26 protein-coding genes and 1 tRNA gene are annotated in these 27,000 nt (G+C 63.0%); 11 read left to right on the top strand and 16 right to left on the bottom strand.

Annotated elements, in window-relative coordinates; genetic code table 11:
• Window positions 1-4: 4 nt before the first annotated feature.
• The 4 genes from H2509_RS06440 to H2509_RS06425 all read right to left on the bottom strand — a co-directional run bounded on the left by H2509_RS06440 (window position 5) and on the right by H2509_RS06425 (window position 4,228).
• The gene (locus H2509_RS06440) at window positions 5-1,087 is read right to left on the bottom strand and encodes a DNA polymerase III subunit delta' (protein ID WP_182163441.1); all 1,083 of its coding nucleotides are present in this window, start codon (window positions 1,085-1,087) and stop codon (window positions 5-7) included.
• Entirely contained in the window at window positions 1,074-1,790 is a 717-nt protein-coding gene (gene tmk / locus H2509_RS06435) for a dTMP kinase (RefSeq protein ID WP_182163439.1), read from the bottom strand. Before tmk ends, H2509_RS06440 begins: the two co-directional genes overlap by 14 nt.
• Window positions 1,791-1,812: 22 nt before the next feature.
• Window positions 1,813-2,976 (bottom strand): D-alanyl-D-alanine carboxypeptidase family protein, encoded by a 1,164-nt coding sequence (locus H2509_RS06430; protein WP_182163437.1) that lies wholly within the window; start codon window positions 2,974-2,976, stop codon window positions 1,813-1,815.
• 88 nt (window positions 2,977-3,064) lie between these two features.
• Entirely contained in the window at window positions 3,065-4,228 is a 1,164-nt protein-coding gene (locus H2509_RS06425) for a septal ring lytic transglycosylase RlpA family protein (RefSeq protein WP_182163435.1), read from the bottom strand.
• 485 nt (window positions 4,229-4,713) lie between these two features.
• On the opposite strand from H2509_RS06425, the gene H2509_RS06420 reads away from it, so the two are divergent.
• The 7 genes from H2509_RS06420 (at window position 4,714) to H2509_RS06390 (ending at window position 10,892) form a co-directional block, all read left to right on the top strand.
• Window positions 4,714-4,803, top strand: a tRNA-Ser gene (locus H2509_RS06420).
• Window positions 4,804-5,182: 379 nt separating this feature from the next.
• Window positions 5,183-6,376 (top strand): substrate-binding domain-containing protein, encoded by a 1,194-nt coding sequence (locus H2509_RS06415; protein WP_182163433.1) that lies wholly within the window; start codon window positions 5,183-5,185, stop codon window positions 6,374-6,376.
• 82 nt (window positions 6,377-6,458) lie between these two features.
• Entirely contained in the window at window positions 6,459-7,259 is an 801-nt protein-coding gene (locus H2509_RS06410; RefSeq protein WP_182163431.1) for an ABC transporter ATP-binding protein, read from the top strand.
• Entirely contained in the window at window positions 7,252-7,977 is a 726-nt protein-coding gene (locus tag H2509_RS06405) for a branched-chain amino acid ABC transporter ATP-binding protein (RefSeq protein WP_182163429.1), read from the top strand. The genes H2509_RS06410 and H2509_RS06405 overlap by 8 nt, the downstream gene beginning before the upstream one ends.
• Window positions 7,974-9,002, top strand: a complete 1,029-nt coding sequence (locus H2509_RS06400; RefSeq protein ID WP_182163427.1) for a branched-chain amino acid ABC transporter permease — start codon at window positions 7,974-7,976, stop codon at window positions 9,000-9,002. Before H2509_RS06405 ends, H2509_RS06400 begins: the two co-directional genes overlap by 4 nt.
• A 10-nt stretch (window positions 9,003-9,012) precedes the next feature.
• Window positions 9,013-10,074, top strand: a complete 1,062-nt coding sequence (locus H2509_RS06395) for a branched-chain amino acid ABC transporter permease (protein ID WP_182163425.1) — start codon at window positions 9,013-9,015, stop codon at window positions 10,072-10,074.
• Window positions 10,071-10,892 (top strand): alpha/beta fold hydrolase, encoded by an 822-nt coding sequence (locus H2509_RS06390; RefSeq protein WP_209001817.1) that lies wholly within the window; start codon window positions 10,071-10,073, stop codon window positions 10,890-10,892. Before H2509_RS06395 ends, H2509_RS06390 begins: the two co-directional genes overlap by 4 nt.
• 42 nt (window positions 10,893-10,934) lie before the next feature.
• On the opposite strand, the gene H2509_RS06385 is transcribed toward H2509_RS06390, so the two are convergent.
• The 7 genes from H2509_RS06385 to H2509_RS06355 all read right to left on the bottom strand — a co-directional run bounded on the left by H2509_RS06385 (window position 10,935) and on the right by H2509_RS06355 (window position 15,900).
• On the bottom strand, window positions 10,935-11,198 hold the full coding sequence (locus tag H2509_RS06385; RefSeq protein ID WP_235974714.1) for a hotdog family protein: 264 nt from the start codon (window positions 11,196-11,198) through the stop codon (window positions 10,935-10,937).
• 85 nt (window positions 11,199-11,283) lie between these two features.
• A complete protein-coding gene (locus H2509_RS06380) occupies window positions 11,284-11,688 on the bottom strand; it encodes a MaoC/PaaZ C-terminal domain-containing protein (protein WP_182163421.1) in 405 nt (134 codons plus the stop codon).
• The gene (locus H2509_RS06375; RefSeq protein WP_182163419.1) at window positions 11,685-13,205 is read right to left on the bottom strand and encodes a class I adenylate-forming enzyme family protein; all 1,521 of its coding nucleotides are present in this window, start codon (window positions 13,203-13,205) and stop codon (window positions 11,685-11,687) included. Before H2509_RS06375 ends, H2509_RS06380 begins: the two co-directional genes overlap by 4 nt.
• 23 nt (window positions 13,206-13,228) lie before the next feature.
• Entirely contained in the window at window positions 13,229-14,023 is a 795-nt protein-coding gene (locus tag H2509_RS06370) for an enoyl-CoA hydratase/isomerase family protein (RefSeq protein WP_182163417.1), read from the bottom strand.
• 12 nt (window positions 14,024-14,035) lie between these two features.
• A complete protein-coding gene (locus tag H2509_RS06365) occupies window positions 14,036-14,641 on the bottom strand; it encodes a TetR/AcrR family transcriptional regulator (RefSeq protein WP_182163415.1) in 606 nt (201 codons plus the stop codon).
• 109 nt (window positions 14,642-14,750) lie between these two features.
• A complete protein-coding gene (locus tag H2509_RS06360) occupies window positions 14,751-15,164 on the bottom strand; it encodes a hypothetical protein (RefSeq protein ID WP_235974712.1) in 414 nt (137 codons plus the stop codon).
• Between the two features lie 214 nt (window positions 15,165-15,378).
• Window positions 15,379-15,900, bottom strand: coding sequence for a single-stranded DNA-binding protein (locus H2509_RS06355; RefSeq protein WP_182163413.1), 522 nt, complete (start codon window positions 15,898-15,900; stop codon window positions 15,379-15,381).
• Between the two features lie 575 nt (window positions 15,901-16,475).
• Here H2509_RS06355 and uvrA point away from each other — a divergent pair.
• The 3 genes from uvrA (at window position 16,476) to H2509_RS06340 (ending at window position 20,430) form a co-directional block, all read left to right on the top strand.
• Window positions 16,476-19,349, top strand: coding sequence for an excinuclease ABC subunit UvrA (uvrA, locus tag H2509_RS06350; RefSeq protein ID WP_209001847.1), 2,874 nt, complete (start codon window positions 16,476-16,478; stop codon window positions 19,347-19,349).
• Window positions 19,350-19,583: 234 nt separating this feature from the next.
• Entirely contained in the window at window positions 19,584-19,730 is a 147-nt protein-coding gene (locus H2509_RS06345) for a DUF1127 domain-containing protein (protein ID WP_182163409.1), read from the top strand.
• Between the two features lie 550 nt (window positions 19,731-20,280).
• On the top strand, window positions 20,281-20,430 hold the full coding sequence (locus H2509_RS06340) for a DUF1127 domain-containing protein (protein WP_182163407.1): 150 nt from the start codon (window positions 20,281-20,283) through the stop codon (window positions 20,428-20,430).
• 286 nt (window positions 20,431-20,716) lie between these two features.
• Here the strand turns inward: H2509_RS06340 and H2509_RS06335 are convergent, their stop codons facing one another.
• Window positions 20,717-21,310: a hypothetical protein gene (locus tag H2509_RS06335; protein WP_235974706.1), complete on the bottom strand. Its 594-nt coding sequence runs from the start codon at window positions 21,308-21,310 to the stop codon at window positions 20,717-20,719.
• Window positions 21,311-21,616: 306 nt separating this feature from the next.
• Here H2509_RS06335 and trmFO point away from each other — a divergent pair, with 306 nt between their 5' ends.
• Window positions 21,617-23,029 (top strand): methylenetetrahydrofolate--tRNA-(uracil(54)-C(5))-methyltransferase (FADH(2)-oxidizing) TrmFO, encoded by a 1,413-nt coding sequence (gene trmFO, locus H2509_RS06330; protein ID WP_182163405.1) that lies wholly within the window; start codon window positions 21,617-21,619, stop codon window positions 23,027-23,029.
• Between the two features lie 12 nt (window positions 23,030-23,041).
• On the opposite strand, the gene H2509_RS06325 is transcribed toward trmFO, so the two are convergent.
• The 4 genes from H2509_RS06325 to secD are packed head-to-tail and all read right to left on the bottom strand — an operon-like array spanning window position 23,042 to window position 26,941.
• On the bottom strand, window positions 23,042-23,896 hold the full coding sequence (locus tag H2509_RS06325; protein WP_182163403.1) for a phytoene/squalene synthase family protein: 855 nt from the start codon (window positions 23,894-23,896) through the stop codon (window positions 23,042-23,044).
• A 26-nt stretch (window positions 23,897-23,922) separates the two neighbouring features.
• Window positions 23,923-24,345, bottom strand: a complete 423-nt coding sequence (locus H2509_RS06320) for an Mth938-like domain-containing protein (RefSeq protein WP_182163401.1) — start codon at window positions 24,343-24,345, stop codon at window positions 23,923-23,925.
• Window positions 24,346-24,368: 23 nt separating this feature from the next.
• The gene (gene secF / locus H2509_RS20795; protein WP_182163399.1) at window positions 24,369-25,310 is read right to left on the bottom strand and encodes a protein translocase subunit SecF; all 942 of its coding nucleotides are present in this window, start codon (window positions 25,308-25,310) and stop codon (window positions 24,369-24,371) included.
• 20 nt (window positions 25,311-25,330) lie between these two features.
• Window positions 25,331-26,941 carry a protein translocase subunit SecD gene (secD, locus tag H2509_RS20790; RefSeq protein WP_182163397.1) on the bottom strand — a complete coding sequence of 537 codons (1,611 nt, stop codon included), beginning with the start codon at window positions 26,939-26,941 and terminating at the stop codon, window positions 25,331-25,333.
• Window positions 26,942-27,000: the final 59 nt, after the last annotated feature.

The following is a 27,000-nucleotide window of genomic DNA, read 5'->3' as shown; positions in this document are numbered from 1 at the left end:
TGGCCTAGTTCCTGCTCCGCATTCGTTCGGCTTCGGCCATTTGCCTGAAAACGCTCAAGATGACCTGCTTCCTGTCAAGATTCAGAGCTTCGGCTTGCGAAACGGCGGTGACGGTCTTTTCCCATACCTCGCTCCACCTGACAAGACGCCCGCCGGAGCCGGAAGCATCCTCCTTCAGCCTGCGATGGAGATAGTCTGCGGCGAGATCGTGGAAGAGTTGCCAGGCGTCCTCGGCGCCATTTGCACCGGCCATTTCGGCGAAGCGATGCAACCGGTCGACATCAATGTGCGGCAGCAGTGCGACCATTGCCTCGAATTCACGCGCAAAGTCCAGTCCGCCACCCGCGGCAAGCTGGATAGCGCGGCGCAGACTACCGTCAGCCAGCCGCGAAATGCGCTCCAAGTCGTCGTTGGAAAGGTCAAGGCCCGGAAGCGCATGGGCGATGCCCTCGCCCATCTCGACGCCGCTGAGAGGGCGCAGCAGCAGTTGACGACAGCGGGAGCGGATGGTCGGCAGCAGCCGCCCGGGCGCATGGGAGAGTACGAGAAATACCGAGCGCGGCGGCGGTTCTTCCAGGATCTTCAAAAGCGCGTTGGCCGCACTCAGGTTCATGTCGTCGGCCGCATCCACAATGCAGACGCGCCAGTTGCCGCCGGCCGCCGTCGAGCCGAAGAACGAAACGGTGCGCCGCACCTCGTCAACCGGAAGATCCGACTTGAAGCGATCGCGCTTGTCGTCATAAGGCCGGCGCAGATGCAGGAGGTCGGGATGGGAACCAGCGGCGATCTTCCGGCTGACCGGGCTTTGCGGTTCGACGGAAAGATCCTTCGCCTGCGCTACCGCGTCGCTGAAGCGATCGGGATGGGAAAGAACGTACCGGGCGAAGCGGAATGCAAGCGTCGCCTTGCCGATTCCCCGAAGGCCGCCAATGATCCAGGCATGGTGAAAACGCTCGGAGCGATAGGCCGCCAAAAGCGCGCCCTCCGCCTCGCCGTGGCCGATCAGCCCGGAGGTTTCACGCGGCAAGGGCACACCGTCGAGTTCGTCCGCCTCTCCGACGGATACGACGATTTCACGCTTCGCCATCGCGCTGGCCTTCCTTTGCGGGACCATGCCCGGCGATCGGAACGATACGCTTTGTCTCGGCCAGGGCATCTGCCAGGCGCTGCTGGACCTGCTGCCAGATGGCCTCGGCGACGCTATCCGGTCCTTTTGAGCCGTCAATTACGGCAAGGCGATCCGGCTCGGTTTCCGCCAGATCCAGAAAAAGCCTTCTTCTGCGCTTGTGAACTTCGATATCGTCCTGCTCGAACCGGTCCGGATCCGATACGCTGCCGAGCGACGAACGCGCATGGACCCGCGCCAACCCGAGTTGAGCCGGAACGTCGATCAGGAGCGTAAGGTCCGGTTTCCTGCCGGCAATCGCCAGGCGCTCCAGCTCTTCGATATAGGCGGGTGCGACACCAGCCTCACCCTGATAGACGCGCGTGGAATCGGTGAAACGGTCGCAAAGCACCCATTTGCCTTGGGCCAGGGCGGGCAGGATGACCGTATCCATGTGGTCGGCGCGGGCGGCGGCGAAAAGCAACGCCTCGGCGTCCGCTCCGAGTTGGCGGGCCTTGCCGGAAAGCAGCACGTTGCGCACGGCCTCCGCTCCCGGCGATCCGCCGGGCTCGCGTGTAACGAGGACGGGGATGCGCATGGCCTCCAGTCGAGCCTTCAGGCGCGCGATCTGGGTGGATTTTCCCGCGCCCTCACCGCCTTCGAATGTAATGAACTGCCCCGCCACGTCGTCCGCCTTTGCCGGCTGTCTACCACCACCCGAATAGCGTTTCGGCGACTGTATCGAAAGCCCGACTTTGCATGGTGCCGGCGCCTACGTTTTCCGCGGTGACTAGAGGTACCGTATAGGTAACGCTATCTTCGTGCAGGATGCGCAGTTCACCAACCACGGTGCCCTTGGCAACCGGCGCTACGAGCGGCCCCCGATATACGGCGCGAAGGCGGAAGGCATGCCGGTCGCCGCGCGGAAGCAGCACGTCGACCGGTTTACCTGCCACCAGCCCGACGCGCGATTCGCTGCCACCATAGGTTCTTGCCTCGGCGACTATCTCCCGAGCTTCGAAAAGCCTGACTTCCTCGAAATCCTTGTCGACGCTGTCGAAGAGCTTCTCGAGCGCGGCAACCCGCGCCTGATGCGTCGGATACCCCGCCACTACCGCCAGGAACCGTCTTTCGCCACGGAGCATGGATCCGATCGCGTTGAAGCCGTCCGCTTCGCTGTAGCCGGCGACGATGCCGTCGAGATCGCGGATTGCTCCGAGGATGGGATTGCGGTTGCGCTGGAAAATATTGTTCCAGGTGAAATCCGCCTGGCTGAACAACGGATAGCGTTGGGGAAACTCCTTCACCACATAGTTTGCGAGCGTCGCCAGGTCCCGCGCGGTCGTCTGCGCGCCCTCCGCGTCATATCCGGTCGGATTGGCGAATCGGCTCTGCGTCATGCCGATTTCCTTCGCCAGGGCGTTCATGCGCTCGGCGAATTGGGCCTCGCTGCCGCTGAGCCCTTCCGCAAGCACGATTGCGCCGTCATTCGCGTTTTGAATGATCAGGCCGCGCAGCAGATCGTCAACCGAGACGAAACTGTTCAAGGCGGCAAACATGGTTGTCGTCCGGGACGGCGCTCCGCCGGTTCGCCACGCGTGCTCGCTCACCTGATAGCTCGTATCGGGCCTGATCTCGCCGTCTCCCAGCGCCTTGAAGACCACTGCTGCCGTCATCAGCTTTGCGGTGGAGGCGGGAGGGAACGGCCTGTCCGGATTCTCGGCCGACAGCAGCGTTCCAGTCGTCATGTCGAGCAGATAGGCGGATGTCTTTGCGGCGGCAGTCTCGCCCGCTGCACGAGCAAAACCGATCGTCAGCAGAACCAGGATGCCGGCCACGACCGGCACCAGATGAAAACGATGCAAAAGCACGCCCGAACTTCCCTTTACCCGAATTCAGGCAGGGTAAAGGGAATTCGCGTCAAATCAACTTGTTAGGCGGCGATATCCGCAGTGCGCGTCAGTCGGTCGAATTCGACGCAAGTTTCTTGAGAGGCAGGCCGCCGCCCACCAATTGCAGGGCTTCGTAAGCGAGTGAAACGCGGACGTTCGCAGCATAGGACGATACGGCAGCCCCTCGCCTGAAACCCGGCACCGGGGCCGATGCCGGCAGAACGCCGAGAATTGGTTCCTCTCGCGCCGGCCCAACGCCGGGCGTAAATGCGGCCGGGGCGACGAAGGAACGCAGGTCGGTCGGCAAACCGGGTGCGTAAGCTGCGGCGTCGCCGTCCTGCGCCTCGGGCAACGGCGGCACGAAAGCATTCGCGGATGCGATCTGGATCGTGCTGGCGGATGCCTCGAATGCGATGGCCGGGTCGAAGGCGGCGAGCTCCAGCTGCTGCGGCAATTCGGCGCTCGCGACAAGCGTTGCGTCCAGATAGGGCCTCGCCTGGGGAACCGGAGCGGCGTTGCCGAACGTAACCGGAGGGGTCGCCTGCGCGAGCAATGTACCCGGCAGGGTTCCGCCAGGCGTCGTCGCGCCGGGACCAACATACGAGGCAAGAAGGTAGGCCTCGTCACGGCCGTCCAGCCGCGCCGGACCGACATACTCGACCTTCACCTTGGCGACGCCCTTGCGCTTGAAATCGAGCAGGCCCGCCGCGCGCTCGGAAACGTCGATCTCGCGATTGCCGTGGAATGGACCCCGGTCGTTCACCCGAACGATGAGCGAACGGCCATTTTCCAGATTGGTGACCCTCGCATAGGAAGGCAGCGGCATGGTGGTGTGAGCCGCGGTGATCGACGTCTTGTCGAACACTTCGCCATTCGCCGTCAGGCGGCCGTGGAACGTCGGTCCGTACCAGGACGACAGTCCGACCTTCTCATAGTCGGTATCGAGCTTCGGGCGGTAGGTTTTGCCCGCGACCTTGTAGGGCTTTCCGACGACCGCGCGTCCGCCGCCCTTGGGCACGGGTTGCCCGTCGGCAACCACCCTCGGGCTCGCGGGCACGCCGTATTTCGCTGAACTGAATTTGACCTTCTTGCCACTCGGAGAACTGGAACAGCCCGCTATGGCGAGGCAAAGCGTGGTGGTGGCAAGAACGACGGCGGTCTTCGCGATGGGCGAGCCAAGGGTTTGATCACGCTGAATGCGGATTGCGGGAGCCTGCTTCTTCGATACCATGCCGCCTACTCGATACACGTTGCCGACACTCACGGGCTCTGCGCTGAGCCAATCCCGGATTGCCGACGAACCGCTTTCGAAGATTCCGGGCAGGCCGCAGTCACCTGCAAACCCCCGGATCATGCCCTGCCTGATAGCGCCAGCCCCCACTCCTGAGGCGCTTTGGAAAAGCATGCAACGAAAGCTCTTACTTTATCGTGAAGTGTCGGTCGACCCGGGGAGCCCGAATTTCGGGTGAAACTCATTTCTTTAGTGTTAATAAAAAGTTAAGCGTGACCGAAATGACACTAGGCAGACGTCTGCGGCAAGGATTCAGGGCCTTGATTGCAAGCGGTCTTCAGTTCGGTTCCAGCTTCGGCACCAACTGAATCATACCCTTGATCTGACTCGCCGAAGGACCGGGCTTCCGGGGTGCCCACACAATTTGGCGGAGGCGTCGATTGCCGGCTTGACTTTCCATCTCCCACGCTGGAAACGGAAGGCAAGGAAGAGTGGCCGAGTGGTTGAAGGCAGCGGTCTTGAAAACCGCCAGGCGGGGAACCGTCTCGTGGGTTCGAATCCCACCTCTTCCGCCACTTAATATTTGAATTGTCAGTTATTTTATAAAGACACCTACTTACTCGCAGCCGCATCGCCGTGCGAACAAGAAACGGCTGGATCCGGTCAAACGCTCCCTCCGTGGGAGAAATCAGACAAAAAGCCCGACGGAAATCCCACGCAAAATCATTGCCCGTTTATTGGCCGCATCTCATTTCATTTGCATTCCCGTTGGACGTTCAAATCGAAGGCGGTTCTGCCGCTGCGCATCAGAATTACGATTGCGCCAAATTGACATGAAACATGAATCATGCGTCATATATTGCGAAGTGCGAAATGGCCGCCAATGGAGGAGCCCGATGCCGCTTTTTCCTGGCGGAGGGCAGCGGCGCTTTGCATCGACCGGGAGGGTTCACGATGAAGCGGATTTCAGGAAAGCGATCGCTGACGATCGCGCTTGCGCTATGTGTCGGCGTTTCGTCGGCTGCCTTGGCTGACGATATCAAGATCGCGCATGTCTATGGCAAGACCGGCGCGCTGGAGGCCTATGCCAAGCAGTCCCATACGGGATTGATGATGGGCCTTGAATATGCGACCGCCGGCACGATGGAAGTCGACGGCCGCAAGATCGTCGTCATCGAGAAGGATACCCAGCTGAAGCCCGACGTCGCCCGGTCCGCGCTGGCGGAAGCCTTTGGCGACGACGAGGCCGATATCGCCGTCGGGCCGGTTTCATCCGGCGTGGCGCTGGCGATGCTGCCGGTGGCCGAGGAATACGGCAAGGTGCTGATCGTGGAACCGGCAGTGGCCGACTCCATCACCGGAGAGAACTGGAACCGCTACGTTTTCCGCACCGGCCGCAACTCGTCGCAGGACGCGATCGCCAATGCCGTGGCGCTCGGCGAGGAAGGCGTTTCCATCGCAACGCTTGCCCAGGACTACGCCTTCGGCCGCGACGGCGTGGCCGCCTTCAAGGAAGCGCTGCAGGATACCGGCGCAAAGCTGGTGTTCGAGGAATACGCCCCGACCGATACGCAGGACTTCACGGCAAGCGCACAGCGCATCTTCGACGCGCTGAAGGATGAGCCGGGCCGCAAGATCCTGTTCGTCATCTGGGCCGGCGGCAACAATCCGATCGGCAAGATCAAGGCGATGGAACCCGAACGCCTCGGCGTCGAGATTGCCACGGGCGGCAACATCCTGGCCGCCATGCAGGCCTACAAGGCGCTGCCCGGCATGGAAGGCGCGACCTACTACTATTACGAAATTCCGAAGAACCCGGCCAACGAATGGCTTGTTGCGGAGCACCAGAGCCGCTTCGACGCCCCGCCCGACTTCTTCACCGCCGGCGGCATGTCGGCCGGCATGGCCATCGTCGCGGCGCTGCGCAAGACCGGCGGCTCCACCGACAGCGAAGAGCTGATCGCGGCGATGGAAGGCATGGAGTTCGACACGCCGAAGGGCAAGATGATCTTCCGTCCCGAAGACCATCAGGCACTCCAGCCGATGTATCACTTCAAGATCAAGGTCGACCCGGACGTCGAGTGGGGCATTCCCGAGCTCGTCCGCGAGCTGAAGATCGAGGACATGAACATCCCCGTTCGCAACTGAGCGCAGCGGAGTGGTCCGCCGGCTGCTTCGGCCCGAAGCGCGGCGGACCTTTTTTCCGAAACCGGATCACGGAGGGATTTCCTTGAACAGGGAGCATCCGGTCCTGGAGACGCGCGACCTGACGATCCGCTTTGGCGGGCATGTCGCGGTCGACCATGTGTCCTGTGCCTTCAACCGCGGCACACTGACGGCAATCGTCGGCCCGAACGGTGCCGGCAAGACGACGTATTTCAACCTGATTTCCGGGCAGTTGCGCGCCACGGCCGGCAAGGTGGCCCTCAATGGCGAGGACATCACCCGCATGTCCGTGCCGGCGCGGACGGAAAAGGGCATCGGCAGGGCCTTCCAGCTCACGAACCTCTTCCCTTCCCTGACGGTGCGCGAAAACGTCCGGCTCGTCGCCCAGGCGAAGGCGCGCAAGGGCTTCGACCTCTTCTCCATCGCGGAGAACCATGTGGAGCTGATCGAGCGCGCCGAGCACGTCCTGGCCGAAGTCAGGCTTCTCGACAAGGCCGGCCTCGCCGTCTCCGCCCTGTCGCACGGCGACCAGCGCAAGCTCGAGGTCGCGCTGATGATCGCCCTTGGTCCGCAGGTCCTGATGTTCGATGAACCGACGGCCGGCATGAGCGTCGACGAGGTTCCCGTGATCCTCGATCTCATTCGCGGCCTCAAGGCCGACGCCGACAGGACCATCCTGCTGGTCGAGCACAAGATGGACGTGATCCGCTCGCTCGCCGACCGCATCATCGTCCTGCACAACGGCGCACTGGTGGCGGACGGACAACCGGCGGAAGTCATCGCATCGCCCATCGTCCAGCAGGCCTATCTCGGCAGGGATCCGGACGAAATCGAGTCCGCCGTGGGGGAAACCGCCAATGCCTGAGGCGATTTTGACACTCGACGGCGTCCACACGCATATCGGCCCCTATCACATCCTGCACGGGGTCGACCTGAGCGTGCCCGAGGGCGGCGTCGCGATGCTGCTGGGCAGGAACGGCGCCGGCAAGACCACGACCCTGCGCACGATCATGGGCCTGTGGAAGGCTAGCCGGGGCGCGGTTCGCTTTCGCGGCAAGGACATCACCTCCCTGGACACGCCCGCCATCTCACGGAAGGGCATCGCCTTCGTTCCGGAAGACATGGGCATCTTCACCGACCTGACGGTGGCGGAAAACATGACCCTGGCCGCGACGCGGGGCGCGCCCGACAAGCGCCGCCTCGACTGGATATGCGATCTGTTTCCGCCCATCCGCACGTTCTGGGAATCATCCGCCGGCACGTTATCGGGCGGCCAGAAGCAGATGCTTTCCGTCGCACGGGCGATCATCGAGCCGCGGGACCTGATCCTGATCGACGAGCCGACCAAGGGACTGGCGCCGGCAATCATCAAGTCGATGACGGGGGCCCTCAAGCAGCTGAAGGAAACGGAGACGACCATCGTCCTCGTCGAGCAGAATTTCGCCATGGCCCGCGCGCTGGGAGACACCGTCGCCGTGATGGACGACGGGCGCATCATCCACGCCGGCGACATGGCGGCCCTGGCCGCCGATGCGGCACTTCAGGAAAGGCTCATGGGACTGAGCCTGGAGGCCCATCAATGAGCGATACAGCCATCCGACCCCGGATAGAGCAGGCAGGGCTGGCCGACAGGCTGACTGCCGCCCTGCCGATCCTGCTGGTGCCCATGCTCGCCTTGCTCGGTTTCGCCGCGATCGGCGATGCGACGACCTGGCTCACACTCACGGTCGCCGGACTTGCCATGGGCCTGATGATCTTCGTCATGGCATCCGGGCTTACCGTGGTCTTCGGCCTGATGGACGTGATCAACTTCGGCCACGGAGCGTTCGTGTCCGTCGGCGCGTTCGTCGGCTTCACGGCCCTTGCCTGGATGGGCGGCTGGACAGCGTCCCCGAGCGTCGTTCTCAATCTCGCGGCCGTATTCCTGGCGATCTGCGCGGCGGCGCTTGTGACGGGCGCCATGGGCTACGCCTTCGAGCGGGTCATCGTGATGCCGGTCTACGGCCATCACCTGAAGCAGATCCTGGTGACGATGGGCGGCCTCATCGTCACGCAGCAACTCATTCACGTCATCTGGGGCCCGGACGCAATCCATCTCGCGCGGCCGGAAACGCTGCGCGGGTCCGTGATCGTCGCCGGGGCGGCGATCGAAAAGTACCGCATCATGGCCGTGGGGATCGGCCTCGCCCTGTTCCTGGCGATGCGCTACGTGCTGCGTTCCACCAGGATCGGCCTCCTGGTGCGCGCGGGCGTGGAGAACGGCGAGATGGTCGAGGCGCTCGGCTATCGCATCAAGCGCCTGTTCCTGATGGTCTTCATAGCAGGCTCCGCCCTTGCCGGACTTGGCGGCGTCATGTGGGGGCTCTACCAGGAGACGATTACCGCGCATATGGGGTCGGAAATCCTGGTGCTGGTCTTCATCGTGGTGATCATCGGCGGCCTCGGCTCCGTCGAGGGCTGCTTCATCGGCGCGTTGCTCGTCGGCCTGTTGTCGAACTACACCGCCTTCCTCGCTCCCAAGATCGCCCTGGTATCGACGATCGGCCTGATGGTGGTGATCCTGATGTGGCGCCCGCAGGGCCTGTTTCCCGTGGTGAAGGCAAAGTGAGGCGGCCAGGATGCTGAAGACCCTTCTTTCCGGCGACTACCCCCGCAGCCGCGTCCTCAGCCTTGTCGTCCTGGCGATCGGCATATCCCTTCTGCTGGCGCCGTTCCTTTACCCCGGCACGAAGTCCCTCGACACGGCGGCGAAGATCGCGATCTTCGTCGTGCTGGTGGCAAGCTACGACCTTCTTCTGGGCTATACGGGCATCGTCTCCTTCGCCCACACCATGTTTTTCGGTATTGGCGCCTATGGAACCGCGCTCACGCTGTCTTCCATGGGACCAAGCTTCACGGCGATCCTGCTTGGCATGCTCGCCGGCGCCATCGTCGCGGCGGTATTCGCGCTCGCCATCGGGCTGTTTTCGCTGCGCGTGAAGGCGATCTTCTTCGCGATGGTGACACTTGCCATCGCCAGCGCCTTCGCGGTTCTCGTATCCCAGCTCTCAGGCTTCACGGGTGGCGAAGACGGCCTTACCTATCGCATTCCCCGAGAGCTCACGCCGGGCTTCCGGCCGATCAAGGAGAAGCTTTTCGGGACCGCGATCAACGGGCGGCTGATTGCCTACTACCTGATATTCTTCCTGTCGGCCTTCCTGTTCCTGGTTATGCTGCGGATCGTCAACTCGCCCTTCGGCCGAACGCTGCAGGCCGTGCGCGACAACGGTTTCCGCGCCGAAGCGATCGGCTACCGCGCCGTCCTGTACCGCACGACGGCCACCGTTCTTTCGGCGGTCATGGCCGCGCTTTCCGGCTCCCTGCTCGCCATCTGGCTGCGCTATACGGGCCCGGCCACCACGCTTTCGATGGAAATCATGGTCGATATCCTGCTGATGGTGGTCATCGGCGGCATGGGCACCATGTACGGCGCGGTGATCGGCGCCACGATCTTCATTCTCGCCCAGACCTATCTTCAGGACGTCATGGGCGTGGCGGAAAAGGCGACCGAGGCTTTGCCGCTGATCTCCGTTCTTGTCGCGCCCGAGCGCTGGCTGCTCTGGCTTGGCGTGCTTTTCATCCTGTCGGTCTATTTCTTCCCGGCCGGCATTGTCGGGCGGCTCAGGGGCCAAGGCGGGTGACGGCGACTTCCGCCTGCCGCCTGGCCATACGTTCCGCCGGAAAGATCCGCCCGGAACGCAAGCCTGTCGTCCTGCTCCATGGCTGGTCCTGCCACGGCGGCTTCTTCAAGCCGCAATTCTCGGCTCTTGCCGGAGAAACGCTCGTCATCGCTCCCGACCTGCCGGGCCACGGCGGGACCGGGGACAAAGCGGAGCTTGCGATTGAAAGTGCCGCCGACGAGGTGTCGGAGCTTTTCCGGGCGGAGAACTTGCGCGATGTCGTGCTGGTTGGATGGTCGATGGGCGCGCATGTCGCCTACAGCCTGGTCGAACGGCACGGATCGGCGCGACTGGCATGCCTCGTCGTAGAGGACATGACCGCGAAGGTTCTGAACGACGACGGCTGGAGACTTGGCACCAGCGACGGCACGGATGCCGGCCGGAATGCCGAAATATTATGCGCCATCGAGCCATATTGGCCCCAGTTCAGTCATCGGATCGCCGGTCGGATTTTCGCGGAAGGGAGCGAGCCCGACCCGAAACTGCTCGCCTTCGCCGTGTCGGAGATTGCCAGCGCCGACCCGAAGCTGCTCAGGCCGATGTGGGCTTCCCTGACCTCTCAGGATTTCCGTGCCCTGCTTTCCGAAATCGACATTCCGGTCCATCTGGCAACCGGCGCGCGCAGCGCGCTCTATCGCCGCGACGTAGCCCTATGGCAAGCCGAACATATCAGGCAGGCAACGATCCATACCTTCGACGCTTCGGGACATGCCCCGCACCTCGAAGAGCCGGACAAGTTCAACGCCTTGCTGCTGGATCTCGTAACGGGCGTGCGCTGAACCGCGTCGGGCTTGAGCCGGCAAAAGCGCCTTGGCCGGATCCTAGCTCTTTCCCACATCCTCGACATAGACGAGAGCACGCCCCTCGCAGATGCGCCTGCCGTCGGCGGCCTCGCAAATGGTCTCAAGGTCGACCAGATGCTTTTCCGGCCGCAGGCGGGTAATCGTCACCCGCGCGGTCAGCGGTTCGTCATAAGCCGCAGGAGCCAGGAAACGCATTTCCTGCTTGAGGTAATTCGTTCCGAAGCCCGGCAATTCGACGCCGAGGAGATAGGAAAACAGACCACCGATCAAAGGTTCGGGCACGCGATCGGGCACCCCCCTCAGACCGGCGAGTTCGGCATAGGCAGGCGCATCGCCCGCCTTATACGTTCGCGTTACAGAAGCGGTGTCACCTAATGCCAGTGTCATTCCACTTTCCTTCCCCACCCAGCACGCATTCCCCTTGCAGCACCACCGCGTCGTCGCGCTTTCGGCGCACGCTGATTTTCAGCCGCCCTGCCTCGCCGCCCTCCTCCGCAACCACATGGATCACCAGAGCTTCATCGGCATAGGCGGGATTGGGGAACATCAGGGATTGTAGCTCGTGGCGTTTTCCCGGCACGGCTTCGCGAATGAGCGCCCACACCCGGCTGTAGAGAAGCATTCCGTGCGATACAGTCCGCCCGAAACGCGTGCGCGCGGAAAACACAGGGTCGACATGGATCGGATTGTCGTCGCCGGAAATCTCGGCAAAACTGTCGAAATCCGCCTGGATTGGCGTCCATTCCGCTTCGATCGGCGCAAAACCTGTCATTGCGAAATTTCCTTCGCGGCTTGCGAATACGCTTTTTTCAGGATGTGCTTTTGAACCTTGCCGGCGGCCGTTCGCGGCAATTCGGTGGTCACATGAAAGCTCTTGGGCACCTTGTAGGCGGCCAACCGCTCGCGGCACCAGCGAGCGAGGGCGTCGACATCAATGCTCCGATTGGGTTTGGCAATCAGATAGGCGGCGCCAACCTCGCCCCATTTTTCGTCGGAAACCCCGATGACGACGGCCTCCAACACCGCATCATGGGCGGTCAGGACCCGTTCCACCTCGGCCGGATAGACGTTTTCTCCGCCGGAGATGTACATGTCCTTGATGCGATCGACGATGTAGAAATATCCATCGGCATCACGCCGGGCGACATCGCCGGTCCTCAGCCAGCCGCCATCGGCAAAGGCTGCGGAGGTTGCCTCGCTGTTTTCGAAATAGCCAGGCGTTACGCCCGGTCCGCGGATCTGCAACTCTCCTTCGCCCTCCCCGTCGACAACCGCGTCGTCGAGACCGACCAGGCGCACGTCGGCAAGAATTTGCGCCTTGCCGACCGATCCGATCTTCCCGGCGGCGCTCTCCTTGTCCATCAGGAAAACGGTCGGCCCGGTTTCCGTCATGCCCATACCGTTGCAGATGGTCAGGCCCCGCTCCTGATACGTCTCGAGAAGGGCTTCGGAAATCGGCGCGCCGCCGCAGCCGAGTGAGCGAATGGCGGAGAAATCGACGGCGGCGAACCGCCGGTTGAGCGCGAGCGCCTGATAGATGGCGGGCACGCCGAAAAAGGCCGTTACCTCCCTGGCGTTGATCAGGTCGAGAACGGCCTCCTCATCGAACTTCCGCAGGATCGTCGATGTGCCCCCCGCCAGGAACAGCGGCAGGGTAAAGAGGTTGATGCCGGCCGTATGAAACAGCGGCAGGAAATTCAAGGCTTTGTCGCTCGAGACGAGATCGACGGCCTGCGAGTAGTTGATCGCATTCGCCCAGGCCATCGACGGCGTCTGGATGACAGCCTTGGGAAGTCCCGTGGTGCCGGAGGTGTAGAGCAGGTACCAGGGATCGGATGCCCTTACCTGCTGGCCGCTGGAAGGGATATCCGCGGCGGTCTCCATCCAGCGCCGCATTTCGCTTTCCATTCCGGCGATCCGCAAGCCCGAACGCTCAAGAGCGAATGCGGTAGCCGCGTAGATCTCGTCATAAATCAGGAGTCTTGCGCCGGAATCCTGCAATATGGGTTCAAGTTCGGCGGCAGGCTGGCGCCAGTTCAGCGGCACGAGGATCATCCCCGCCTTTTGTGCCGCGAAAAGCAGGATAAAGAATTCCGGCCGATTGTGGCACAGGACGGCAATGCGGTCGCGGCGGCTGAAGCCCTGCGCGGCAAATCTGGAGGCGAGCCTGGTCGCGCACGCGTTCACTTCGGCGAAAGTGAGTTCCGCACCCGTGGCGTGGTCTTTGAAGGCAATGCGCCCGGGCGAGATTTCCGCCCGCTTCGCCGCCATGTCCGTGACCCATTCCATGCACCCCTCCCAGGCATGCCGGCTCATTTGCGCCCGACGAATTCCCTCATCCGATCCACCACCTCCCTGCGGGCGATGAGTTCCAGAAAGCGGGTCTTTTCCGCTTCAAGCCGCAGGGCTACATGCTCACGCCAGGCGGCATCGCGTACAAGGTCCCTTGTCGCCCTGACGCTCGCCGCCTCCTTCCCGCGCAAACGCACGAGCTCGCTGGCCAGGGCATCCTGGAGCTTGCCTGGTGGAACGATTTCCGAGGCAACCCCCAGTTCCTTGAGTTCCGCAGCCCCGAGGCGTCGATTTCTAAGCTGAATTTCCAGTGCCCGCGCCGCGCCGATGCGCTCGGGCAATAGCGCTGTCCATCCGCCATCCGGGGCAAAACCGACTTCGACGTAATACGGTTGCAGAAAAGCTTCCTCACTCATCAGCACCATGTCGGATGCGAGCGGAAAGGCGGCGGAACCACCGGTCACGGCACCCTGTACGGCGCAAAGGACGGGGGCCGGAAAGGCCAGCAGATCGAGAATGGTCGCGTTCAAGAGACCCACGAGGCGCTCGGAATAGGTCTTCAGCGCTTCCAGGCTTTCGGAATGGTCGAGAAATCCGGCGATATCGCCGCCCGTCGAAAAGGCGCGCCCCTTCGCGGAGATCACCAGTGCGGCGGGACGCCCGGCCGCCGCGGATGCCAGGCCGTCTCGAAGCGCCTCCAGCAGTTCCGGCACCAGCGCGTTCGATCTTTCCGGCCGGTTCAGCCAGAGACGCACGATATCGTCCTGCCGCTCTGACAGCACCAGCTTGCGGGATGTGGCGTCGGAGCCTGCCATGGAACTTGCCGGTCAGCGTTTCAATCCGTTGACGATCAGGTCGTGAGCGGTCTCGACCAGTTCGTCGACGGGTGTCTGGTGGCCAAACACAACCGCCCGCTCACCGAGCGAGCGGGCGATGCCCATCAGGATCCACGCCCGGATTTCAGCATCTCCGGGACGGATCTCGCCACTTGCGGCGGCCGCCGCAAGCCCCTGGCGATACCCCTCAGCAAAGGCCCGGAAATAAGCGCGGTAAGCTTCGGGATCGACGAACTGGGCCTCCTGGACGATCCGGTAGAGCTCCGGGTGTTCGGCGACGAAGGCGAGGAACGCGCGCAGGCCTTCCCTCTCGGCATTCAGGCGTCCGGGAATATCCGCCGTCGCATCGCTGATGCGATGACGCAGGCTGCGACCCATTTCCCGAACAAGCTCCGAGAAAATCTCGTCCTTGCTCTTGAAGTAGATGTAGAACGTTCCCTGGGCGACACCCGCCTCGCGCGTGATGGAGCCGATTGACGCCTCACTATAGCCGAGCCGGCCGATGACCTTCTCCGCCGCGTCGAGAATGGCCCTCCGGGTCGCCTCTCCGCGCGCCGTCTTCGGCTCCTTCGATGCCGCGCCTGCTTCGCCTTCCATCCGTTTTCCCGCTGGTCCGTCGCCTTGAACATGAGATATGAATCAGTATTCACATTTCTTGCCGTGCATTTCAAGTCGCACGGTGCGCCACCGGTAGAGGTACGGATCTTCAATCCAGCGGAAGCTCGACTGTCTGCTCTTCGCCGCCGTATCCATGCACCTTGTCATGCGCGCGCACGATCACCTGCCGAATGTCTCTGGGTATAACCACGCCGTCGATGGATCGCGTGAACGGCTGCTCGGTAACATGGGGATGCAGCAATACCCGCGTCCCGAGCACCGATTTGTCGGGAGCGAGGATCTCGAAACTGTCTGCATAGTGCGCCCAGCCATCGTCGGCATGACGGACCGTCACATCGAACCGCCAGGTGCCATCGGAAGCCTGTGTCGACCTGACCTGGATGACATCCGCCTCGCCGGCATGGGCACTCACGCCAGACGAGAGGAGAAGCGACGCCGCGACCAGCAAGCACGATGCCGTCGTCGCAAGCATCGACGGGCACGGTTTCAGTATCGACAGCATGACGTGCACTCCTTCGCTTTCGATCGGAATTTGCACGATCACGCCCCCCGACTGCCAAAAACAGTCACGTTTGCGTCAAAGGACGATAGTTGAGGCAAGCCTTGTGTGGCGACCGCCCTGATGGGCATGCCGAAATGAAAACAGGCGCCGGCGGCGCCTGTCATTGAAGTCATATACCAGCCCTCCGCGATATCCAGATGATATCGCAGCGTCATCAGAACGGGATTTCGTCGTCCATTCCCCCGCCACCGCCGCCGAAGCCGCCGCTCTGGCCGCCCCGGCCGCCGCCGGAAGACCCGCCGCCATAGTCTCCACCGTATCCGCCGCCACCAGATCCGGAGCCGAAATCGCCGCTTTGCCCGCCAGCGGAGGAACCGCCCTCGCCGCGCCCGTCGAGCATGGTCAGCGTCGAATTGAACCCCTGCAGCACCACCTCTGTGCTGTAGCGTTCCTGGCCCTGCTGATCCTGCCATTTGCGGGTCTGCAGCTGGCCTTCGATATAGACCTTGGAGCCCTTGCGCAGATAATTCTCGGCGACCTTGGCCAGTCCTTCGTTGAAGATCACCACACGGTGCCATTCGGTCTTCTCGCGACGCTCTCCGGTGCCGCGATCACGCCAGGTTTCCGAAGTCGCGATGCGCAGGTTCACGACGGGCCGCCCGTCCTGCATGCGGCGCACTTCCGGGTCGGCGCCCAGATTGCCCACCAGGATCACCTTGTTCACGCTTCCCGACATCTCGTATCTCCCACGCTGCCGATTTCGCCATTGACATCTTGCGGCAGGCTAGCCGCGATCTTTTGCGGCAGAATAGCCGCGCGGGCCTGCGATACCAGACCTCCGCCGCGGCCCGATCCCCTGCAGAAGGCCGATGAGCTTCTTTTCCACGCCTCTTTTGGGCGAGTGGAAAATTGTTCCATTTTTGTTCTTTTAACAGAGGCAGGCAGCCGAGAAAAGCGCTCCATTACCGTCGCAATCCTGCCACGCGCCAGCGCAGCAGAATTCGCTTGCCTCCCTGCCTATGTTCACTTTATGTTCTTTCCGGCCGCTCGCGCGCCAAGCGACCGGCCTTCGACATTTCAAGGCGGCGTGAGGGACGTGGCCGATCTCGACAATCGACCTCGTGTGTTCCATGTCGTAAAAGCTGATCCGATCCCGTCCGCAGACGTAGGAGGGATCGCAAGACTATCGTGCGTTCGCGTCCGATCCCGATCTGGCGCCGGATATCATCAGGGAATTTCTTCATGGCTCCTTCGCGCCCGGTTCTGGACAAGGCATTGCAGTCCGCTGACGACCCGTTTGCCGGCACCAAGATGATCTCGATCCGCGGTGCGCGCGAGCATAACCTGAAGAATGTCGATCTCGACCTGCCGCGCGACCGGCTGATCGTGATGACCGGCCTGTCGGGCTCCGGCAAGTCGTCGCTTGCCTTCGACACCATCTATGCCGAGGGCCAGCGGCGCTATGTCGAAAGCCTCTCGGCCTATGCCCGCCAGTTTCTGGAAATGATGCAGAAGCCCGATGTCGACCAGATCGACGGGCTGTCGCCGGCAATCTCCATCGAGCAGAAGACGACGTCGCGCAATCCGCGCTCGACCGTCGGCACGGTGACGGAAATCTACGACTACATGCGCCTGCTCTTCGCGCGGGTCGGCGTGCCCTACTCGCCTGCGACCGGCCTGCCGATCGAAAGCCAGACCGTCAGCCAGATGGTCGACCGGGTGCTGGACCTGCCGGAGGGGACGCGCCTCTATCTGCTGGCGCCGATCGTGCGCGGCCGCAAGGGCGAATACCGCAAGGAACTCGCCGAGCTGATGAAGAAGGGCTTCCAGCGGGTGAAGATCGACGGCACGTTCCACGAGATCGCGGACGCCCCGGCGCTCGACAAGAAGTTCAAGCACGATATCGACGTGGTGGTCGACCGCATCGTGGTGCGCAACGATATCGCCAACCGGCTGGCGGATTCCTTCGAGACGGCGCTGTCGCTCGCCGACGGCATCGCGGTGGCCGAGCTCGCCGACCAGACGGACGAGCAGGGCAATCCGCAACGCCTGATCTTTTCGGAGAAGTTCGCCTGCCCTGTCTCCGGTTTCACCATTCCGGAGATCGAGCCGCGTCTGTTTTCCTTCAACAATCCCTTCGGCGCCTGCCCGACCTGCGACGGGCTCGGCACCACGCTTGCCTTCGAGGCCGACCTGGTCGTGCCGGACCAGTCGCTGTCGCTGCGCGAGGGCGCGGTCCTGCCTTGGGCGAAGACCGGCGCAACCTCGCCCTACTACAACCAGACGCTCGAGGCGCTCTGCCGCAACTTCAACGTTTCCATGGCCACGCCCTGGCGGGACCTGCCGGAAGACGTGCGTCAAGTGATCCTGCACGGCTCAGGCAAGTCGGAGATCGAATTCGTCTATGACGACGGCGCGCGCAGCTATCGCACGTCGAAGCCCTTCGAAGGCGTGATCGGCAATATCGAACGCCGCTGGCGCGAGACGGAATCGCAATGGGTGCGCGAGGAACTGTCGCGCTTCCAGTCCGATCACCCTTGCGAGGCGTGCGGCGGCAACCGTCTGAAGCCGGAAGCGCTGGCGGTGAAGATCGCCGGCCGGCATATCGGCCAGATCACCCAATTGTCGATCCGCGCTGCCGGTGACTGGTTTGACGGCCTGCCGGAGAAGCTCTCGGCCAAGCAGAACGAGATCGCGATCCGTATCCTCAAGGAGATCCGCGAAAGGCTGCGCTTCCTCAACGATGTCGGCCTCGACTACCTGACGCTGTCGCGCTCCTCCGGAACGTTGTCGGGTGGCGAAAGCCAGCGCATTCGCCTCGCCTCCCAGATCGGTTCGGGCCTGACGGGCGTTCTCTACGTGCTCGACGAGCCGTCGATCGGCCTGCACCAGCGTGACAATACCCGGTTGCTGGAAACGCTGAAGCACCTGCGCGACCTCGGCAATACGGTTATCGTGGTGGAACATGACGAGGATGCGATCCTCACCGCCGACTACGTGGTGGACGTGGGGCCGGGCGCCGGGGTGCATGGCGGCGAGATCGTCGCGCGCGGGACGCCGGCTGAAATCCTCGCCAGTCCGAATTCGCTGACCGGGCGCTATCTGTCGGGCGACATGGCGATCCCCCTGCCCGAGCAGCGGCGCAAGATCTCCAAGACACGCCAGATCAAGGTGAACGGCGCGCGCGGCAACAATTTGAAGAATGTCAGCGCGGCGATCCCGCTGGGCACCTTCACCTGCGTGACGGGGGTCTCGGGTGGCGGCAAGTCGACCTTCCTGATCGACACGCTGTTCAAGGCGGCGGCCCGCAGGCTCAACGGATCGCGGGAGAACCCCTCCCCGCACGACAATATCGAGGGGCTGGAACATCTCGACAAGGTGATCGATATCGACCAGTCGCCGATCGGCCGCACGCCGCGCTCCAATCCGGCGACCTATACCGGCGCCTTCACGCCGATCCGCGAATGGTTCGCCGGCCTGCCGGAGGCCAAGGCGCGCGGCTATCAGCCCGGCCGTTTCTCCTTCAACGTCAAGGGTGGGCGCTGCGAGGCCTGCCAGGGCGACGGCGTCATCAAGATCGAGATGCACTTCCTGCCGGACGTCTACGTCACCTGCGACGTCTGCAAGGGCAAGCGCTACAACCGCGAGACGCTGGAGGTCACGTTCAAGGGCAAGTCGATCGCCGACGTGCTCGACATGACGGTGGAGGAAGCCGCCCAGTTCTTCTCCGCCGTTCCGGCGGTGCGCGAGAAGATGGAGACGCTGGCCCGCGTCGGCCTTGGCTATATTCATGTGGGCCAGCAGGCCACGACGCTATCCGGCGGCGAGGCGCAGCGCGTCAAGCTCGCCAAGGAGCTGTCCCGGCGCTCCACGGGCCGCACGCTCTATATCCTGGACGAGCCGACCACCGGCCTGCATTTCCACGATGTCGCCAAGCTTCTGGAAGTGCTGCACCAGCTGGTCGAACAGGGCAACACCGTGCTGGTGATCGAGCACAACCTTGAAGTCATCAAGACGGCGGACTGGATCCTCGATCTCGGGCCGGAAGGCGGCGACGGCGGCGGCACGATCGTTGCCGAAGGACGCCCGGAGGATGTGGTGAAGGTCGAGGCGAGCTATACCGGCCAGTATCTTCGGGAACTGCTGGAGCGCCGCCCGTCGCGGCGGATGACGGCAGCCGAATAGCCTTCGAGGGGCTCCGGGCGTGCGCGGGGATTGGACGGCGCGTTGCCGGCCCCCGGTCGCGGCAGGCTTTTCGTTATCGGCAGATCGAGCCGGCGATTTTGCATTGCACAATACGCAAGGCTGCCATGCACAATCGTCTCTTTAATTCAGCAAGTGAAAAAATTAAATAGGAAGCATCAGGACGGCGCGACGGAAACGGCGCTGCCGCCAGTTTCGAGGTTCCTGGAGCCAGTCATGTTTGACGCTATCCGCAGCAAGTACCGCAGCTGGAAGACGTATCAGGAGACGGTCTCCGAACTGTCCCGTCTTTCCAACCGCGAACTGAGCGACATCGGCATCGGTCGCGGCGACATTCCGTTCGTTGCCCGCAAGACCCGCTAAAAAAGGTTTCACGTTCAAAGAGGTAATCCTCCTCCCATACCTCTGAGCGTGCCCGGCAAGGGCATCCTCCTCCCAGCTCTTGTCGGAAATTGCGTCGCCCGCCGGTACCTCCTCCCACCGGCGGGCGATCGCTTTTTCGCATACACGATCCTTCATTCGTTCACCTCCCGCACAAAACGACAGGCGCGCGATTGCCGGCTTGGGCAAAGAGCTTGCCCGAGCGCTGTCTCACGACGCAATAACGGCTTTGTGCTCTGCAGCAAAAGCAGGGCTGACATGCGCAGAAACGCACTGCCCATGAATCGGGCAAGCGCCTATATGCAGTGCAACGGTGATTTTGTTGCGTGGCGAACTGAACTGCCGCGCCCAACCCGATCCTCCGCCGGCGGCTTCAAGCCGCCGCTATCCGGAGGCTTCCCAAAACCAGCCAGGCGGTTCGCCGCAGGCGCGCGCCTTCGAAAGCGGCTCCCGTCATCCGAATGGAAAGGCGGCGATGAGCCTGCTTTCGGGTCCACGCACCGCTGGCTCAAGACAAAGATCAAGGTGCAACATGATCGACACGATCATTCAGAAATATCGCCACTGGAAGAAATATCGTCAGACATATGCCGAACTTTCGCGGCTCACGGAGCGGGAGCTCGATGATGTCGGCATCGGCCGGGGCGATATCCACTTCATCTCGCGTGGCGCAGACCGCTGAAACCGAACCGGGAACTTGCAATCTGCATAGCATCTTCTCGGCAGCCGCCATGCGACAGGCGCAACGCTGCCATGCGAGAATTCTGGATTTGAAATTCAAGAATTAACGCCTATATCCAATCTCAACGGGGCATGACGGTATCCCTCCTCCCTTGCCGCATGCCTCAGGTCCAGCCCTTCTCCCCCCGGGGCGGACCTCTGAACGACGCCCGCCGGTACCTCCTCCCACCGGCGGGCGTTGTCGTTTTCGCGGCCTGCTGCCGCCCCCCTCCGTCTTGAAGCTGCGATCAGCCCGCCGGGTCCGGCAGGTAGGCAAACCACTGGTCGAGATCCTGGACGACCGGCTTCACGCCGTTGGCGTAGGGCCAGGAATCGATCGCGTACGGCTTGTTTGTCTTCAACTCTGTGACGACGGCTGTCGCGTGCGGATATTCGCCGTCGATGAAGAACCCGCGGGCGACGGGCGATGCCACCGCATGATGCTTGAGATAGCCATGGCGCGCCGCGACGAGCAGCAGGCTCGTCGTATTCGTCGCTTCGTCGATGCAGTCCATCTGACCCGGGACGCCCGAATTGCGAAGATCGTAGCCGCCCTGATCATTGGCCGAACCGACGATCGGCGCGACGCGCTTCTCGTTCCATGCCACGGCTTCCGCGATCGCTCGGCGCTCCGCCGCCGCCGACGACCTCCCCTTCGCCAGAATACCCGCGAGCTTCCTCCGGTCGCCTGCGGAGAAGTCGACGGGGGTCTTGCGGGCGCAGCCGAAAGCATGACAGACATAGATGCGGTCCTGGCGCGGAGCTATGCCATCATGCTGCGCGTACCAGACACCGGGCGATCCGCCGAGCTGCGCCGCACAACCACTCAAGGTCACGAGCATCGCGCCGATGACCGGAAGGCGGCCTGGTTTTCGACACGAACCGCGAGAGCGTTGACCTGTCATCGGCTGCCCCATCCGAGCACTCGCGGCGTCGCCGCCTTTCGATTTGCCATGGACCGCCTACCACGTTAATTCATAGCAAAATCGTGGCCCGGACTCCGGCGCCCAATCCATACTCCGGTCGGATGCATTCCCGCCGACCAGGGCGATGCGCAGTCTCGATAAGCTGGCCAAAGCTGCTCATGACGATGCGTGATTCGTGAACGGCGGGAAACCCGAGGCGGCTCAATTCAGGAAAGAACACTCATGAAGCCTGTCCACGTCATCGGCGGCGGCCTTGCCGGCTCGGAAGCCTGCTGGCAGCTCGCCAATCGGGGAATCCCGGTCGTCCTGCACGAAATGCGCCCCGTTCGGGGCACGGACGCGCACAAGACGGACGGGCTGGCGGAGCTGGTCTGCTCGAATTCGTTCCGTTCGGACGATGCCGAGCACAATGCCGTCGGGCTGCTGCATGCCGAGTTGCGCCGCGCGGGATCGCTGATCATGCGCTCCGCGGACTCCCATCAGGTGCCGGCGGGCGGGGCCCTGGCCGTCGACCGCGATGGCTTCTCTCAAGCCGTCACCGACGCGCTGGAAGCGCATCCGCTGATCGAAATCCGGCGCGAGGAAGTGGCCGGTCTGCCTCCGCAGGACTGGGACAGCGTCATCATCGCGACCGGGCCGCTGACCTCCGAAGCCCTCGGCAAGGCAATCCTGTCGCTGACTGACGAGGATTCGCTCGCCTTTTTCGACGCGATCGCCCCGATCGTCCATTTCGACAGCATCGATATGGACAAGGCCTGGTTCCAGTCCCGTTACGACAAGACCGGCCCGGGCGGCACGGGCAAGGACTACATCAACTGCCCGCTCGACAAGGAGCAGTACGAGGCCTTCATCGACGCGCTGCTCGCAGGCCCGAAAACGGAGTTCAAGGAGTGGGAGGAGAACACGCCCTATTTCGACGGCTGCCTGCCGATCGAGGTCATGGCGGAGCGCGGTCGCGAAACCCTGCGACACGGTCCGATGAAGCCGATGGGGCTGACCAACGCGCATAACCCGACCGTCAAGCCCTATGCGGTCGTCCAGCTACGCCAGGACAACGCGCTCGGCACGCTCTACAATATCGTCGGTTTCCAGACGAAACTGAAATACGGCGCGCAGAGCGAGATCTTCCGCATGATCCCGGGGCTGGAAAACGCCTCCTTTGCCCGGCTTGGCGGCCTGCACCGCAATACCTTCCTGAATTCGCCGAAGCTGCTCGACGAGACGCTCCGGCTGAAAGCGCGAACGGCGATCCGCTTCGCCGGCCAGGTCACGGGTTGCGAAGGCTATGTGGAATCTGCCGCCGTCGGCTGCATGGCAGGCCTGTTCGCCGCGGCGGAGCGACGGGGCGAAACGCCGGTCGCCCCTCCGGCGACGACGGCCATGGGCGCGCTGCTTGCCCATATCACCGGCGGTCATATCTCGCGCGAGGACGAAGGCCCCCGCTCCTTCCAGCCAATGAACGTGAATTTCGGCCTCTTCCCGCCGGTCGAGGCACCAAAGACGGGCGATGACGGCAAGAGGCTGAAGGGCCAGGACAAGAAGAAGGCGAAGAACAAGGCCCTTACCAGTCGCGCACTGGCCGACTTCGATCGCTGGATCGCGGGACAACAAGCAACGCACGAAGCCGCCGAATGATATTCGGCCGTCTCAGACGGCCACCTTCGACGCCTTGCGCCAGGCGCGCCAGAGAAACCACTGGCGCTTCAGTTGCGATATCTCGGAGATATTGCGCAGCGGGTCATAGCCGTTCTTTTCGAGGTTCCTCAAGTGAGGTTCGACAAGGCACACCGGCAGGAAGGCGGGAACCACGCATCGGGGCACGGCGGCGATCATGCTCCGCGTCTGCAGCAGATGATCGAGAGCTTTCGTGCGCAACTCCCCAAGCAGGGCTTTCAGCTCTTTCGACGTCTCGCCGCGAAAGACGCTTTCCTGATCCACGCCGTATTTCGCAATCAGATCCGCAGGCAGGTACATCTGCCTGCGCGATGCATGGATCGGCAGGGCCCGCATAAGGCCGGTCAAGGCGTAGGCAACGCCGGCATGACCGGCGATCTCCGCCGTCCCCGGATCCTCTCCCCTGGCCAGGATGATCGCGCCAAGCTGGATCAGCGATGACGACGTCTCGCCCGCATAGCCTTCCAGATCCGTCAGGCTGGGCATCGGGTCGTCGTAAAGGTCGAAAATGCGGGCGTCGATCAGATTGGTCAGCGCCTTGACGGGGAGATTGTACCGCTCGATTGCCCGCAGCACCTCGGCCGCGACTGGATGGTGCTCCGTCTCGCCGTGGCCATTCCCCTCCAGTACATCCCGCCACCATTGCAGGCGAATTTCCCCCGGCAGCGGGTCGGATACGATCTCACGGATACGCGCCACCTCGGCATTGAACGCATAAAGAGCCATCAATGCCCGGCGTGGTTCTTCCGGAGCGAACAAAGCCGAAAGATACCGATCGCGATCGGCCTCTCTCACAAGTTCCTGGCAATGCTTATCGGCGCCCTGCATATGCATGTTCTAGGGCCGCCCCCCGTTCAGTCCACGGCCAGCAGGGCAGCAGCCACAGCGCGTTCTTCCGACAGCAGGACGTTGAGCGTGCGGACCGCAGCTCCCGTTGCCATGGGATCGGCCATGATGCCGGCCTCGCGAAACTGCTCGCGCAGCGTGCTGGGCAGCGGGCGTAGCGTCGCGCCCGTTCCCACAAGCAGGACTTCTATCTCGTCCGCCTCGGCAAACACCCGTTCAAAAGCCTCCCGGGTCAGGTCTTCCGGCTTTTCCGGCGCCCAGCCGTAAATGCCCGTCGGGACGAAAAGGATTGAGCCGCGATGCGACATGCCGGCGAAGCGAAAGCCGCCCCCGCCATACGCGTCCACGGGTGCGCGACCGGGAAAATGAGCCTCCCGTATCACGATTCCATGGTCGGGCCTCCGTTCGGGCCCCTGTCCGGAACTAGCCATCGCCTCGTGCCTGCAGTTGGCGCCTACGCGGTTGCCTTGGCGCCGTCGTCTTCCTCTTTCGCCTTCTCCGGGCCGCCCGGTCTGAGATTGAGGAAGATCAGCATCGGCGCAGCCAGGAAGATCGAGGAATAGGTGCCGATCACGATGCCGAAGATCATGGCCAGCGTGAAGGAACGGATCACCTCGCCCCCGAACGTATATAGGGCGATCAGGGCCAGAAGCGTTGTCACCGATGTCATCAGCGTACGTGACAGCATCTCGTTGATCGATCGGTCGATCAGTTCAGGCAATGCCAGCTTCTTGTAGCGGCGCAGATTTTCTCGGATGCGGTCATAGACGACGACGGTATCGTTCAGTGAATAGCCGATGATCGTGAGTATGGCCGCGATGCTCGACAGCGAGAAATCGAGCTGGAGAACGACGAACAGTCCAACCGTGACGATGATGTCATTGATCGTCGTGACGATGGCACCGACGGCAAACTGCCATTCGAAACGGAACCAGATGTAGAACAGGATCACCACCAGGGCGGTGACGACCGCAAGGGTACCCGCCTGCGCCAGTTCGCCCGAAACGCGGGGCCCCACCACTTCGACACGGCGAAACTCCACGCTGTCGGCGAAGGCGGAGCGTACATTCTCGACCGCCGCCTGCTGGGCCAGCTCTCCGCCTTCCTGTTGCTGGATGCGCACGAGGACTTCGTCCGGGCCGCCGAATTGCTGCACCTGGATGTCGCCGAGGTTCAGCTCCCCGAGGCCTGCGCGGATCGCGGCGATATCGGCCGGGCTTTCGTTGGTCTTCATCTCGATGACCGTGCCGCCCTTGAAGTCGATGCCGTAGTTCAGACCAACGGTGAAGAAAAGCGCGATCGAGGCGACCGCGATTGCCATCGACAGCGGGAAGCTGAACTTCCGCAGCCACATGAAGCGGTAGTTCGTATTTTCCGGAACCAGTTTCAGATACATGGGGCGCGTCCTTCAAACGGTCAGATCGGCAGCTGGCTGGGCCGGCGCTTGCGGACCCAAAGCGAGATCAGCAGGCGCGACAGCGTGAAGGCCGAGAAGACCGTTGTGAAAATACCGATGGCGAGCGTGACCGCGAAGCCGCGGATCGGCCCAGAGCCGAGCTGGAACAGGATCAGCGCCGCAATGAGCGTGGTGATGTTGGCATCGAGAATAGTGCCGAGCGCTCGCGAAAAGCCTGCATCGATGGCGCTGATGGCCGAGCGCCCTGCCCTTGTCTCTTCGCGAATGCGCTCGAAGATGAGCACATTGGCATCCACCGCCATGCCGATCGTCAGCACGATGCCGGCGATGCCGGGCAACGTCAGCGTTGCCTGCAGGAAGGTCAGCGCGCCGAAGATCAGCAGCACGTTCGCCGCAAGCGCCAGATCGGCGATCACGCCGAACCGGCCGTAAGCGAGGATCATGAAGATCACGACGGCGGCGGCGCCGATGTAGGAGGCCAGCTTGCCTGCATCGATCGAATCCTGCCCGAGGCCCGGGCCGATGGAGCGTTCCTCGATGACCGTCAGCTTGGCCGGCAGGGCGCCGGCGCGCAGCAGGACCGCGAGGTCGTTCGCCGTTTCGACGGTGAAGCTGCCGGAGATCTGGCCCGAGCCGCCCGTGATCGGTTCGCGGATGACGGGCGCGGAAATGACCTCGTCGTCAAGCACGATTGCAAAGGGTCGCCCGACATTCTGCTGGGTGACGACGGCGAACTTGCGCGCGCCCGCGGTATTGAAGCGGAAGTTCACCACCGGCTCGTTGGTGCGCTGGTCGAAGGACACCTGCGCATCGGTCAGGTCCTCGCCCGACAGAAGCGGCGCTTCCTCCACCAGATAGGGAAGCGGTGGATCGTCCACCGAATTCAGCACGATGCTGCCGACCGGCGGGCGGCTTTGCAGGGCCTGTTCGCCCGACATCGACGTATCGACCATATGGAAGGTCAGCTGGGCGGTCTGGCCGACCAGCGCCTTCAGCCGCTGCGGATCGCTTTCACCCGGTGCCTCGACGAGGATGCGATCCTCGCCCTGACGCTGGATGTTGGGCTCCGTGGTACCGAGTTCGTCAACGCGGCGCCGGATCACCTCGATCGACTGCTGGACGACGGAACGAACCCGCTGTGCCAGCCCTTCCTCGGTGAATTCGAAACGCACCAGGCCGTCATCTGAGGCGGTGATCGCGAATTCGTCGATCTCCTGACCGCCGAACAGCGAGGAGACCAGCGGATTGCGCAGGGCTTCCAGCCGGGTTTTCGCCTCGTCCAGGCGGGTAAGGTCGCGAATGCGCACCTGCACGCTGCTGCCCTGGATGCCGAGACCCGTATAGCCGATACGCGGCTCCTCGCGGAGCGTGCGGCGGATATCGCTGACAAGCGTCGTCAGGCGCTTTGCCTCGTAGTCCTTCCTGTCCACCTCATAGAGCAGGTAGGCGCCGCCCTGAAGGTCGAGGCCGAGCACGATCTGCCGCTTCGGCAGCCAGTCTGGCCATGCCCTCAAGGTGTCCGGGGACAAAAAGTTCGGCAGGGTCGAGGCCAGGCCGGCCAGGACAACGAGGATGATCAGAGCGATCTTCCAACGTGCGAAGTAAAGCATGGTGGGGAGCCCGTTCGATGACGTCCGCGAAGCCTTTCAAACCGGCTTCGCCTGCAATC

The sequence above is a fragment of the Stappia albiluteola genome (genome assembly GCF_014050225.1).
GTDB lineage: Bacteria > Pseudomonadota > Alphaproteobacteria > Rhizobiales > Stappiaceae > Hongsoonwoonella > Hongsoonwoonella albiluteola.
This window is presented reverse-complemented; position numbering and strand designations above follow the sequence as displayed.

Excerpts from the sequence above, each read along its gene's own strand:
- H2509_RS06440 (WP_182163441.1), bottom strand. The coding sequence starts at position 1,087 with ATGGCGAAGCGTGAAATCGTCGTATCCGTCGGAGAGGCGGACGAACTC.
- H2509_RS06425 (WP_182163435.1), bottom strand. The coding sequence starts at position 4,228 with ATGGTATCGAAGAAGCAGGCTCCCGCAATCCGCATTCAGCGTGATCAA.
- H2509_RS06415 (WP_182163433.1), top strand. The coding sequence starts at position 5,183 with ATGAAGCGGATTTCAGGAAAGCGATCGCTGACGATCGCGCTTGCGCTA.
- H2509_RS06405 (WP_182163429.1), top strand. The coding sequence starts at position 7,252 with ATGCCTGAGGCGATTTTGACACTCGACGGCGTCCACACGCATATCGGC.
- H2509_RS06400 (WP_182163427.1), top strand. The coding sequence starts at position 7,974 with ATGAGCGATACAGCCATCCGACCCCGGATAGAGCAGGCAGGGCTGGCC.
- H2509_RS06395 (WP_182163425.1), top strand. The coding sequence starts at position 9,013 with ATGCTGAAGACCCTTCTTTCCGGCGACTACCCCCGCAGCCGCGTCCTC.
- H2509_RS06380 (WP_182163421.1), bottom strand. The coding sequence starts at position 11,688 with ATGACAGGTTTTGCGCCGATCGAAGCGGAATGGACGCCAATCCAGGCG.
- H2509_RS06375 (WP_182163419.1), bottom strand. The coding sequence starts at position 13,205 with ATGGAATGGGTCACGGACATGGCGGCGAAGCGGGCGGAAATCTCGCCC.
- H2509_RS06370 (WP_182163417.1), bottom strand. The coding sequence starts at position 14,023 with ATGGCAGGCTCCGACGCCACATCCCGCAAGCTGGTGCTGTCAGAGCGG.
- H2509_RS06365 (WP_182163415.1), bottom strand. The coding sequence starts at position 14,641 with ATGGAAGGCGAAGCAGGCGCGGCATCGAAGGAGCCGAAGACGGCGCGC.
- H2509_RS06360 (WP_235974712.1), bottom strand. The coding sequence starts at position 15,164 with ATGCTGTCGATACTGAAACCGTGCCCGTCGATGCTTGCGACGACGGCA.
- H2509_RS06355 (WP_182163413.1), bottom strand. The coding sequence starts at position 15,900 with ATGTCGGGAAGCGTGAACAAGGTGATCCTGGTGGGCAATCTGGGCGCC.
- uvrA (WP_209001847.1), top strand. The coding sequence starts at position 16,476 with ATGATCTCGATCCGCGGTGCGCGCGAGCATAACCTGAAGAATGTCGAT.
- H2509_RS06345 (WP_182163409.1), top strand. The coding sequence starts at position 19,584 with ATGTTTGACGCTATCCGCAGCAAGTACCGCAGCTGGAAGACGTATCAG.
- H2509_RS06340 (WP_182163407.1), top strand. The coding sequence starts at position 20,281 with ATGATCGACACGATCATTCAGAAATATCGCCACTGGAAGAAATATCGT.
- H2509_RS06335 (WP_235974706.1), bottom strand. The coding sequence starts at position 21,310 with ATGCTCGTGACCTTGAGTGGTTGTGCGGCGCAGCTCGGCGGATCGCCC.
- trmFO (WP_182163405.1), top strand. The coding sequence starts at position 21,617 with ATGAAGCCTGTCCACGTCATCGGCGGCGGCCTTGCCGGCTCGGAAGCC.
- H2509_RS06325 (WP_182163403.1), bottom strand. The coding sequence starts at position 23,896 with ATGCAGGGCGCCGATAAGCATTGCCAGGAACTTGTGAGAGAGGCCGAT.
- H2509_RS06320 (WP_182163401.1), bottom strand. The coding sequence starts at position 24,345 with ATGGCTAGTTCCGGACAGGGGCCCGAACGGAGGCCCGACCATGGAATC.
- secF (WP_182163399.1), bottom strand. The coding sequence starts at position 25,310 with ATGTATCTGAAACTGGTTCCGGAAAATACGAACTACCGCTTCATGTGG.
- secD (WP_182163397.1), bottom strand. The coding sequence starts at position 26,941 with ATGCTTTACTTCGCACGTTGGAAGATCGCTCTGATCATCCTCGTTGTC.